This window comes from Pseudomonas sp. Tof1, from assembly GCF_055390395.1.
Genome location: NZ_AP024344.1, coordinates 4365438 through 4377735, shown reverse-complemented (window position 1 = coordinate 4377735; position 12298 = coordinate 4365438). Strand labels below are relative to the sequence as shown.

Here is a 12298-nt window from a genome sequence, read left to right as displayed (position 1 = left end):
CTCGCTGTTGGGTGGGTTGAGTCGTCTTCGGTCTGTTGAAGCATACCCTGAAACTTATTTTCATTCGTCTGCTCAAGGATAAGGGGTGATGAAAATATTATTTAAATGGACTTTGGTGTTGCTTGGCTAGCGGTTAATTTTCTAGTGCGGGTGGAGGTTTTTAAATGAGTTTTTTGGTTATGTTTTTGGGGTTTCTTCTGTTCTTGCCTTACTATGCTTCTGGGATTGAGGCTAGATTTGATGTGGATAAAAAATTCAAACCTTATGATTTGATGGGGAATCTTAGGGCGCGGAAGAAGGGGGCACTGTACTGCCGGTATTTGGTTTGCTTCTGATTGTTGCTAGCCTTGTATTATATTTTGTTCTGCCTATTGGTCCTCCGGTTAGTTTGCGTGATCGAGTTAAAGATCTCGCTTGTTTATTGTTGTTTTTCTTGATCTTTTTCTATGGGTATATGCAGGAGTTGTATCTTGAGAAATTCGATAAAGGGATGGGGAAGGTGAAGTTCTCTGAGTTATTTGGGGTTATTCCTTTCTCGGAAAAGGTCTCATGTTTTGTGCGGGCAGCACGAAGCTACTCTGTGGTTTTGATTTTCTTTGGTGTTGTTGTTTTTATTAAAAGAATTTTGCCTTGAGGTAATTGGGTGTGGCGAGAACAAAGTTATTTGAAGATTTAATAGATGTCTTGATGATCAACAAGTCTGGTGATGACCTGATTGATTCAAAGACTGTTTTTGAAGGTGTGACGAATTCTTTTGGTCTGATTTCAGCAATTTTTGCAAAAAACCCCGGCCTGCAGCTTTCTAATTTGATTTGGCAGGGAGGTGTATTAATAAAAGGTGGTAGCGAAGGTTCCATATCTGGTAAAGATATCTTGGGGGCCACAGGGGCCATTATTGGTACCGTGGCTGCATTTGCGATTGTCCTTGAAGCCTCTGTTCCGGTCGCCATTGTCAGTGCTGTGCTTGGGTTGATGTTGTCAAGAGATGAGCTCAGTGATGTTCTAAAGGAAGTGTCAGATTGGCTTTCCGAACCGGAGAATATCGATGGGCTGGCAGATGGTTTGCGCGATCTTTACCCTGACATCGATGTTGCTAAGGTAATAGAAGATCTTGCGTCAGCCGGACGGTCAACTGAAGAAGTTATTGAGGAGGCTTTGGGTGCAGGCTATGACTGGATCTCTAAGAGCGTGAAATCCATGCTTGCATCTAGCCTTGGAGGGGGCAGTGAAGTAAGTAGTGGGGTGAACGACTCCTTTGTTGGAGCGCTAAATTTCGTCCCGCGAGCTGATCCGCTTACGCTAGATCTAGATGGTGATGGAATCGAGACGGCCTCTGCAGATACCGGTATTACATTCGATTTCGATGGTGATGGCGTTAAGACTGGTACTGGATGGGTAAAGGGCGATGATGGGTTCTTGGTCCTTGATCGAAATGGTAATGGACTGATCGATAGTGGGCGTGAGCTGTTTGGTGTCGATACAGTCAAGTCAGATGGCGCGAAAGCTCGCAATGGTTTTGATGCCCTAAGTGACTTGGACAGTAACGGCGACGGTGTGTTCGATGCCCAAGATGCCGAGTTCAAAAATGTCCTTGTCTGGCAAGATAAAAATCAAGATGGTATCTCGCAAGCCGGTGAGCTAAAAAGCCTGAATGAATTACATATTCAGTCGATAAATCTGGCATCGACTGATTCTAATAAAAACTCAAATGGCAATATCATCAGTGCTACCGGTACTTTTACTTTTGCTGATGGACATACTGGCACGGTAAATGGCAATCAGAGCCTCGCTGCAAATCTGGACCTGGCGTCCAATCCGTTCTATCGAGAGTTTACTGACAAGATCCCTTTAGATGAGACAGTCAAGGCTTTGCCTAATATGACTGGCTCTGGTGCAGTGCGCGATCTGCGTGAGGCATCAATGCAGGATGATCAGTTGAAAACCACATTGTTGGCCTACAGTCAGGCGCACAGTCGTGATGAGCAGCTTGGTTTGATTGACCAGTTACTTGCAGATTGGGCAAAAAGTGCCAACTATGCCACCTTTGACAAGCGTATTGATGCACTCGATACGGCTGGCTTAGACGTTCGCTTTCAATACTCATGGGATGTAAGTGGCGCACCGCCCACACTTGCTCAGCAGGGCGCTCGGCAGCTTTTGGAACGAATAAAGGTACTGGAAGTCTTCAATTCTCAGAATTTCTTTAACTTTAATTCTGGAGTGGTTGTTAATAATTACTACCAGCTGTCAATGACTTTCGGAACACTTCATGGGCTTGGTTTGATCTCTTCCCAAGATGGAAAGGCGACTGTTACGGAAGCGAATCTGGGAATAGATGGAACCCAGGCATCTTTTATCAATCGTGCATACGAAGAGTTACGTCGGTCCGTCTATGCCGGCTTGCTTTTTCAGACTCGCCTAAAACCGTACATCGATAGCGTCGAAATGAAGCTCGAAGGCGGAACGCTGAGTATGGACTGGTCTCCTCTCAAAGCGATTTTTCTGGAACGATCCGCCGTATCGTTGACTAACGCCTTCGAGGAGTTTCAGGACCTGATCCAAAGCCCTTTGCTGTCCGGAGAAGTAAAAAATCAGATTATTTCTGAAGTGGGGTTGTGGCTTAAAGATGGGAAACTTGATGTTGTCGGCTCAGAAGCGAATGACAAGATTACCAGCATCGATGGTTACTACAGTGTTTTAAACGGGATGGGTGGCGATGACACGCTCATTGGTGGTTCGGGCAATGACCAGCTTGATGGCGGCGAGGGCAACGATAGCCTAACCGGAGGTGCTGGAAACGATACGCTGATCGGCGGTGCGGGTAACGACAACTTGGACGGTGGTGAGGGTAACGACACTCTCAACGGAGGCTTAGGCGACGATACGCTCAATGGTGGGTATGGTATCGACATCCTGTCAGGCGGCACCGGTAACGATGTGTTGATAGGCTCCACTGGCAGCGACACCTACCTCTTTGATCTGGGGGATGGTCAGGACACTATCTATGAAGCAGAGTCCATGTGGAGCACCGACGTGTTGCGTTTCGGTGCTGGCATCAAGGCTTCGGACATCCAGGTCAGTCGAGACGGTGCGAATCTGGTGCTGCAGCACATTAATGGTCAAGACCGTGTCACGATCATGAACTGGCTCCTAACGGCCTATAGCTTCAGCAACTACTCACAGTTGAGCCGTATTGAGTTCGCGGATGGAACTGTCTGGGGACAGCAAGAGCTAACTGCTGCCGTGATCACGACTTACGGCACGGGAGATGACGACACACTCACTGGTATGGATCAGGTTAATGACGACCTTAGGGGCCTGGGAGGAAACGACTCTCTTCACGGCCTGAGTGGCGATGACCGCCTGGAAGGCGGTGACGGCGACGACAAGCTCTACGGTGGCCAGGGCCACGATGTGCTCGAAGGCGGTAATGGTAACGATACGCTGGATGGTGGGGAGGGCGATGACACGCTCAATGGGGGCGCGGGCAACGACACGCTCGACGGTGGTAACGGCAACGACACCCTCAGTGGTGGCGCAGGCGACGACACACTGAACGGTGGCTATGGCAACGACATCCTGTCCGGTGGTGTAGGTAACGATCTGCTGATTGGCGCCACTGGCAGCGACACCTACCTCTTTGAACTGGGGGATGGTCAGGACACGATCTCTGATGTGGAGTCGATGTGGACCACAGACGTGTTGCGTTTTGGCTCGGGCATCAAGGCGTCGGATATCCAGGTGATTCGAGACGGCGTGAATCTGGTGCTGCAACACAGCAATGGCCAGGATCGAGTGACGATCGCGAACTGGTTCCTGAACGCCTACGGCTACAGCAACTACTACCAGTTGAGCCGTGTCGAGTTTGCCGATGGAACCGTGTGGAGCCAGCAACAGCTCACGGCCGCAGTTCTGACGACTTACGGCACCGAGGGAGATGACACCCTCACTGGTCTGGACAATGGTAACGATGACCTGCGTGGCCTGGGGGGCAACGATACGCTCAGTGGTCTTGGCGGCGATGACCGCCTGGAAGGCGGTAACGGCGACGACAAGCTCTACGGTGGCCAGGGCCACGATGTGCTCGAAGGCGGTAATGGTAACGATACGCTGGATGGTGGAGAGGGCGATGACACGCTCAATGGGGGCGCGGGCAACGACACGCTCGACGGTGGTAACGGCAACGACACCCTCAGTGGTGGCGCAGGCGACGACACACTGAGTGGTGGCTATGGCAACGACATCCTGTCCGGTGGTGTAGGTAACGATCTGCTGATTGGCGCCACTGGCAGCGACACCTACCTCTTTGAACTGGGGGATGGTCAGGACACGATCTCTGATGTGGAGTCGATGTGGACCACAGACGTGTTGCGTTTTGGCTCGGGCATCAAGGCGTCGGATATCCAGGTGATTCGAGACGGCGTGAATCTGGTGCTGCAACACAGCAATGGCCAGGATCGGGTCACGATCGCGAACTGGTTCCTGAACGCCTATGGCTACAGCAACTACTACCAGTTGAGCCGTGTCGAGTTTGCCGATGGAACCGTGTGGAGCCAGCAACAGCTCACGGCCGCAGTTCTGACGACTTACGGCACCGAGGGAGATGACACCCTCACTGGTCTGGACAATGGTAACGATGACCTGCGTGGCCTGGGGGGCAACGATACGCTCAGTGGTCTTGGCGGCGATGACCGCCTGGAAGGCGGTAACGGCGACGACAAGCTCTACGGTGGCCAGGGCCACGATGTGCTCGAAGGCGGTAATGGTAACGATACGCTGGATGGTGGAGAGGGCGATGACACGCTCAATGGGGGCGCGGGCAACGACACGCTCGACGGTGGTAACGGCAACGACACCCTCAGTGGTGGCGCAGGCGACGACACACTGAACGGTGGCTATGGCAACGACATCCTGTCCGGTGGTGTAGGTAACGATCTGCTGATTGGCGCCACTGGCAGCGACACCTACCTCTTTGAACTGGGGGATGGTCAGGACACGATCTCTGATGTGGAGTCGATGTGGACCACAGACGTGTTGCGTTTTGGCTCGGGCATCAAGGCGTCGGATATCCAGGTGATTCGAGACGGCGTGAATCTGGTGCTGCAACACAGCAATGGCCAGGATCGAGTGACGATCGCGAACTGGTTCCTGAACGCCTACGGCTACAGCAACTACTACCAGTTGAGCCGTGTCGAGTTTGCCGATGGAACCGTGTGGAGCCAGCAACAGCTCACGGCCGCAGTTCTGACGACTTACGGCACCGAGGGAGATGACACCCTCACTGGTCTGGACAATGGTAACGATGACCTGCGTGGCCTGGGGGGCAACGATACGCTCAGTGGTCTTGGCGGCGATGACCGCCTGGAAGGCGGTAACGGCGACGACAAGCTCTACGGTGGCCAGGGCCACGATGTGCTCGAAGGCGGTAATGGTAACGATACGCTGGATGGTGGAGAGGGCGATGACACGCTCAATGGGGGCGCGGGCAACGACACGCTCGACGGTGGTAACGGCAACGACACCCTCAGTGGTGGCGCAGGCGACGACACACTGAACGGTGGCTATGGCAACGACATCCTGTCCGGTGGTGTAGGTAACGATCTGCTGATTGGCGCCACTGGCAGCGACACCTACCTCTTTGAACTGGGGGATGGTCAGGACACGATCTCTGATGTGGAGTCGATGTGGACCACAGACGTGTTGCGTTTTGGCTCGGGCATCAAGGCGTCGGATATCCAGGTGATTCGAGACGGCGTGAATCTGGTGCTGCAACACAGCAATGGCCAGGATCGGGTCACGATCGCGAACTGGTTCCTGAACGCCTACGGCTACAGCAACTACTACCAGTTGAGCCGTGTCGAGTTTGCCGATGGAACCGTGTGGAGCCAGCAACAGCTCACGGCCGCAGTTCTGACGACTTACGGCACCGAGGGAGATGACACCCTCACTGGTCTGGACAATGGTAACGATGACCTGCGTGGCCTGGGGGCAACGATACGCTCAGTGGTCTTGGCGGCGATGACCGCCTGGAAGGCGGTAACGGCGACGACAAGCTCTACGGTGGACAGGGCCACGATGTGCTCGAAGGCGGGAATGGTAACGATACGCTGGATGGTGGGGAGGGCGATGACACGCTCAATGGGGGCGCGGGCAACGACACGCTCGACGGTGGTAACGGCAACGACATCCTCAGTGGTGGCGCAGGCGACGACACACTGAGTGGTGGCTATGGCAACGACATCCTGTCCGGTGGTGTAGGTAACGATCTGCTGATTGGCGCCACTGGCAGCGACACCTACCTCTTTGAACTGGGGGACGGTCAGGACACGATCTCTGACGTGGAGTCGATGTGGACCACAGACGTACTGCAATTCGGCGCCGGTATTAAAGCGTCTGATATCCAGGTGAGTCGTGACGGTACGAGCCTGGTGTTGCAGCACATCAACGGTGAGGATCGAGTGACGATCGCGAACTGGTTTGCGACCGCCTATGGCTACAGCAACTACCACCAGTTGAGCCGTGTCGAGTTTGCAGATGGTACCCAATGGTCCCAGGAGAAACTAACGGCGGACGCCCAAGCGAGCACTATGACCATTAGCGCTGTTACCGCCATGGCGAAGGCGAATGATGGCGGCAGCCAGGTTTCAAGCTTGAGCGGAGATGCAGATATGGAGAGGCAGACCAACATTCTGATTGACGCTATGGCGGGCTTTGGCGTTCAGGCAGGCAGTCTGTCAAGTTTTGCCGTAAACCAAGCGTCTCAGCTCGACGCTGTGATTGTTTCAAACGCGAGCTAAGTGCCTACAGCAATGGCGGCTGAGTACCTCTGGTTCTCGGTCGTTTGAGCAGGTCTTGAAATTACCGTTCGTTCTTATAAGCCACTTCATGCCCTGCCAGTTGGGTCGGGGCATGGAGTGGCTCAATCGTTCAGGTACGTCCATGTAAAACACCTTGTAACGCCTAGGCAGTTCGAACCTCTCCTTAGCAAGGGTACAGTCAACCAGCAGCCTCCGCTGTATGACGTACCAAGGCAAGGAGTGCCTGCGCATGGTGTATGAGCGATTCCCCGTCGTCATCGACGGCAAACCCTTCTCGACGGTTTTCCAGACGCAGGAGGCGTTCGCCAGCGCCTGGAAGGCCGTTCTCGAAAAAGCCTACGGACGCACCCATGCCATCTGCCGGTGCCCAGGCAAGGGCGAGCGCAAGTTGGCTATCAAGCGCCGTGAGGACACCGATGGTTTTCACCTGGCGCGGTTCGCTGGCACAGGACCTGAGCACGCCAACGAATGTCGCTTCTACGCCCCCGCTCCTGAACGCTCCGGCATGCAGGGCTATGAGGTAGGCGTGATCGAGGAAACTGGCGACGGCACCCTGCGTGTCCGGCTGGCCCGCGGCCTGGTCGAGCTGCCCGCTAGAGCGAGCAGCCTACAGGGCGAGCGCCTCACCCTGAACACCAGCAGCCCACGCAAACGCGCCATGACGCTTCTGGGGCTGCTCTGCCTGCTCTGGCAGGAAGCCCGACTGAACATCTGGTACCCCACCATGGAGGGCAAACGCAACAGCGGACAGGTCCATGGCCTGCTGCGCAAAACGGCCCGCCGCATCCAGGCTGGCCACGTGATGCTTCACGAGGTGCTGATGGCGTGTGCGACACCACGCTCGCGTGCCGAGGCGACCAACATGGCCGTCGCGCAACGGACAAGCAATGCTGGGCGCAGGGCCTTGGTGATCTCCCCGCTGGCGCACTTTGACGCCCGTAAGCACGATGGCTCGATGACCAAGCTCCCCGTGGCAGGCCCCTATGGCATTCCGCACCTGAGCATGGACCACGAGATCTGGGAGGACGCCCAGAAACGTTTCCCTGTCGAGGTGGCGGCCTGGAGGCGGGGCGAGCGCATCATGGTCTTGGCTCAACTCAATATTGAGGCTGACAAGAACCAGCTATGGGCGGGGGTGACGGACCTGGCCCTGATGCACATCAGCAAGCGCTGGATCCCCGTGGACTCCGCATACGAGTCCATCCTTGAGTCGGAACTGGCCGCTGCCGGCCGCAGCTTCGAGAAGCCCCTGCGCTATGACGCAGCAGAGTGCGAGTTCTTCCCCGACTTCTGGCTCCTGGACATGAAGCGAGACTTCCCCCTGGAGGTCTTCGGGATGGACACCCCTGAATACCTCGCCCAAAAGGCTCGCAAGACCCAGTGGTACAACCGGGTCTATGGCCATGAAGGGTGGTGGCGTTGGGAGGCGGCAAAGAGCGATGATATCGACCTGATTCCTGCGTTTCCGGTATCCAAACGCTGGTAGTCACCGATATTGCAGATCTGGCGCAGAGTGAACAATCGCGCGATGGCGGGATGATGCCGGTACAAACAGGAGACCGCCTACTCGCCCCAGGGGCCAGTAGACGGTTTAGAAGCCCCCGCTAGGCAGGGGCAGGGTGGAATCAGTACTCCGACGGCAAGAGCAGCGTGGTGCAGCTTCTGTCCGCTTCAGTGATGATCCAGAGCTTGTCTTCTCCTGCGGCGTCTATCTTGTACGCAGAGAACAAACGTAGACCATGCTCCAGAGCATGTTCATTGCTCTGTTTGTCCTCATCGCACAGATCTCCCCAATCACCTACCAGGTGGCGACTGAGGTAGACCGATGGGTCCAGCAGTTTTTGTTTCACTAAGGCACGCACACCTTTCGATAGCACGAAGCGGCCTGGTTGGAAAAATATCCCAGGTATAGGTTGTTCAGGATCAAAAACCTCATCCCTGAGCATGATCTTCAAGCCTCTGGGCTCACCCTGTTTGCGCACCACGACAACACGCAGTTGCAACCAGTGATCTTCGAGCGGATCACCCGTGGTGACCACACAAGGCACCTCAATATCATAGAACTCCTGAACCTCGGGTGAGGTGCATAGAGCAAGGGCCTCCAGCGCCATATAGATCGTGTCATTCCTGCGCTCAAGCATCTGCGCCGATGTGGCATGGCCTTCCAGGTTCATGGCTTGCCAAGCGTTATCGGAGATAACGATAGGCCATTTGATTACCTGAGCCTGTTGCTCGGTTGGTTCTTCAAACATCATGGAGCTCTCCGGAATATCCCATCGCGCAGAGACACCTCGCCCTTGCGGGGAGTGTTCCCCGCATGGGTCGTTTCAGATCAGCGCTTTAGCAGCGCCGTTTTACGCAGACATGCCTTCCCAAGGGACGGTATGCCTGTGTGTGAGTAAGGCGCCCATGTGAGCGCCTTGGTTGAATGAACGATCAGACCGCTTGTTCAGCGTCTGTCGTGGGCGGTAAAGCACAAGCCCCAGAGGGCCCTGGGTTATCAGGAGGATCGCTTGGATCCGTTGGTTCAGCGTTTTCAGCTTGTGTCGATGACTCCGAGCCAGCTTCTGCTTTCTTGTCCGGCGCGGTGTAGATCATCTCGCCATTAATGATCATGTTTTTGATCGAAATCAGGTCTGCCCTGATACTCGATCCAAGCTGTCCCTCTTTATCACCTGTTGGGTAGATGAAGGGCATGACCCAAAGATTACTAAGGACGAACCGCACGAAGACGGTTTCTCCCGTATTGATAGGTCGAGCGCACAGCTTGATGATCTCCTTGGCTGCGTTACCAGTCACCCGGCAATCGAAGTAGGTGTAACTGTGGTCTCCTTCGGGACCTTGTATCGCGGCAATCTTCACCACCAGATAGGGCGTCTTGTTGGGTGGTGAGATGGTACGGACATTGTTGAGGTAGCCAATGCCGTGTATGTAGTAATTGAAGTATCTCTTTTCTTCTATGTTGCTTTCACTCATGTGCTTCTCCTTACTCAATACGATAAAGGGGAAGCACTTGCCCCAAAGGGGAAGTGACTTCCCCCATGGGTTATTCAGCATGCGTTCGCTCACCAGCACGTCTGGGGAGTGACCGCATCTCTGAACGCTTCAGCGGTCTTCATTCGATCCCGCGACTGGCACGGAGCAACCTCTCAGATCGTGGCTACCTAACAATGTCGCCGACAATGTCAGCTGAACACGCTTCAAGCATGGAAAAGTCGCCAGGGCCGGTCCAGTCCTCTTCTTCGACAACCGCTGTAGGAGAACTCACTTCGTAGGTCCCGGTACGAACCGCAGAAGTCAACGGCCGTTACGTCGCAAAACACGCCCAATTGCATCCCGTTTTCCCCTCGAATCGCCCGCGCCGAAAGGGACATAACGCAAAGGGAAAAAGGGGAGAAATGGGCAAAGGGAAAGGCCCAGAAGGGAAACAAAACGAAGGGTAAAAGGCCTGCCCGAAAAGGTTGCTGATCCCCCAAAGGGAGCGCTTTCCACGACGACACACACGGACGAGACTGCATGCTCTGGCGCTGGATGCTGAGAAAAAAGGCCGCAAACCCCACCACAGACGAAGATGATGAACCACCGGCCCAATACACCACGCCTCAGTCGGCCAGCGAACTGCTCTCGACTCCGCGCCGCAAGAAACTCATGGCGCAGATCTGGCAGCTCACCTCCCTGTCGCGCCAGCAGTTCGCCGATCTCTATCAGTACCCCATCGAACGCTACGCCGAGCTGGTCCAGCAACTGCCCGCTTCGGAGAATCACCACCATGCCTACCTGGGCGGCATGCTCGACCATGGCCTGGAAATCGTGGTGTACGCCCTGAAACTGCGTCAATCGCACCTGTTGCCCGCCGGCGCTGGTGCTGAAGCCCAGGCCTCCCAGACCGAGGCCTGGACCTTGGTGATCGCTTACGCCGCGCTGCTGCACGACATGGGCAAAATCATCGTCGATGTTGAGGTGCAATTGTCCAACGGCACCTGGTGGCATCCCTGGAAAGGCCCCCTCAACAAACCCTATCGCTTCAAGTACGTCAAAGGCCGGGAGTACAAGCTCCATGGCGCCGCTGCGGGCATTTTGTTGACCCGTATCCTGCCCGAATCAACCCTCGACTGGCTGATCACCTACCGTGAGCCCTGGAGTGCGCTGCTCTATGTCCTGGCCGGGCAATACGAGCACGCCGGCATTCTGGGTGAACTGGTCGTGCAGGCTGATCAGGCCTCGGTCGCCAAGGAGCTGGGCGGCGACCCCTCCAAAGCCCTGGCCGCCCCGAAATCATCCTTGCAGCGTCGACTGGTGGAGGGCCTGCGTTTTCTGGTCACCGAGCAATTGAAAATCAACCAGACACGTGCCTCCGACGGCTGGCTGACCGAGGATGCCCTCTGGCTGGTCAGCAAAACCGTCGCCGATCGGCTGCGGGCCCACTTGCTGTCCCAAGGTGCCGACGGTGTTCCATCTTCGAATGCGACGCTGTTCGACATCATGCAGGACAACTCGCTGATCCTGCCCAATGCACACGGCAAGGCGATCTGGAACGTCACGATCCAGAACGGCAAATGGAGAAAGACCCTGACCTTCTTCAAGGTCGCACCGGCGCTGATCTGGGACACCGAGCAGCGGCCGCCGGTCTTCGCAGGCTCGGTGACCATTGAGTTGGACTCTGAAGCAGGCGAGGAGGGTGTACCACCCGCTTCAGGCCCGCAACCCATGCCAGAGAGCAGCGCACCCACGCAAGAGCCATCGCAGAGCCAACAGCCGCCTGTCCAGGGCGCTTTTGCCCTGGAAGTACCCTCGCACCACCTCACTGATGTACCGGATTTCGACGAACCACCCTGGGCAGAGGACCAGGGTGATCCCACAGCGTTCGGCCCGAGCCCCGATACCCATACCACCTGGAGCGAGGAAGAGGCTGAGGTGTACAGCATTCAAGCTGAGCCCAGACCGGCATTCCCTCAGGCGCCGCCGCCTACACCGTCGCAACCTTCAAAACCGCCTCAGCCGACCAGCCCCCACCCAAATCCCAAGGCTCATTCACCACAGCCGACCGCAAGCGCGGATGACCTGGGCAAGGCCTTCATCAAGTGGCTGCGTCACGGCATTCTGAGCAACAAGATCCCCATCAACGACGCCACGGCCAAGGTGCACAGCGTGGCCGGTACGGCCTTTCTGATCTCACCAGGCATTTTCAAGCGCTATACCGAAGAACACCCTGAAGTCGCCCACCTCGCCAAGTTGCAGGGCACCAACGACTGGCGCTGGCTGCAGCGCTGCTTCGACAAACTGGGTGTCCACCACAAGAGCGAAGACGGCCAGAACGTCTGGACCTGCGAAATCAAGGGCCCTCGCAAGACCCGCGACATCAAGGGCTACCTGCTCAAGGATCCGATGCTGATCTTCAGCGAGCAGCCCTATGACAATCCTTACCTGCGGGTGAAGGAATGAGATTGCACACTGGCCCCCAAAGCGCCAACGGCACTGGC

General features: G+C 55.7%; 6 protein-coding genes and 1 pseudogene. 5 read left to right on the top strand and 2 right to left on the bottom strand.

The genetic code is table 11. The annotated features are described in order from the left end of the window. Positions 1–325 precede the first annotated feature (325 nt). The 4 genes and pseudogenes from ACZ5KU_RS19470 to ACZ5KU_RS19455 all read left to right on the top strand — a co-directional run bounded on the left by ACZ5KU_RS19470 (position 326) and on the right by ACZ5KU_RS19455 (position 8304). A complete protein-coding gene (locus ACZ5KU_RS19470) occupies positions 326–634 on the top strand; it encodes a hypothetical protein (RefSeq protein WP_464736057.1) in 309 nt (102 codons plus the stop codon). Positions 635–687: 53 nt separating this feature from the next. Then, positions 688–5835, top strand: a pseudogene (locus tag ACZ5KU_RS19465) (calcium-binding protein); the annotation flags it as partial. Positions 5836–6077: 242 nt separating this feature from the next. Then, a complete protein-coding gene (locus ACZ5KU_RS19460; RefSeq protein WP_464736056.1) occupies positions 6078–6797 on the top strand; it encodes a calcium-binding protein in 720 nt (239 codons plus the stop codon). Positions 6798–7047: 250 nt separating this feature from the next. Further along, the gene (locus ACZ5KU_RS19455) at positions 7048–8304 is read left to right on the top strand and encodes a DUF1173 family protein (protein ID WP_464736055.1); all 1257 of its coding nucleotides are present in this window, start codon (positions 7048–7050) and stop codon (positions 8302–8304) included. A gap of 139 nt (positions 8305–8443) precedes the next feature. Here ACZ5KU_RS19455 and ACZ5KU_RS19450 read toward each other — a convergent pair whose 3' ends face one another. Next, positions 8444–9073: a hypothetical protein gene (locus ACZ5KU_RS19450; protein ID WP_464736054.1), complete on the bottom strand. Its 630-nt coding sequence runs from the start codon at positions 9071–9073 to the stop codon at positions 8444–8446. Positions 9074–9254: 181 nt separating this feature from the next. Beyond that, positions 9255–9794 carry a DUF3577 domain-containing protein gene (locus ACZ5KU_RS19445; RefSeq protein ID WP_054063157.1) on the bottom strand — a complete coding sequence of 180 codons (540 nt, stop codon included), beginning with the start codon at positions 9792–9794 and terminating at the stop codon, positions 9255–9257. A gap of 540 nt (positions 9795–10334) precedes the next feature. Between ACZ5KU_RS19445 and mobH the strand changes: the two genes are divergently transcribed. Next, positions 10335–12260, top strand: a complete 1926-nt coding sequence (gene mobH, locus ACZ5KU_RS19440) for a MobH family relaxase (protein WP_464736053.1) — start codon at positions 10335–10337, stop codon at positions 12258–12260. Positions 12261–12298 lie beyond the last annotated feature (38 nt).

What these genes read in the sequence shown, in the direction of transcription:
- ACZ5KU_RS19455 (WP_464736055.1), top strand. Translation starts at nt 7,048, where the DNA reads ATGGTGTATGAGCGATTCCCCGTCGTCATCGACGGCAAACCCTTCTCG.
- ACZ5KU_RS19450 (WP_464736054.1), bottom strand. Translation starts at nt 9,073, where the DNA reads ATGATGTTTGAAGAACCAACCGAGCAACAGGCTCAGGTAATCAAATGG.
- ACZ5KU_RS19445 (WP_054063157.1), bottom strand. Translation starts at nt 9,794, where the DNA reads ATGAGTGAAAGCAACATAGAAGAAAAGAGATACTTCAATTACTACATA.
- mobH (WP_464736053.1), top strand. Translation starts at nt 10,335, where the DNA reads ATGCTCTGGCGCTGGATGCTGAGAAAAAAGGCCGCAAACCCCACCACA.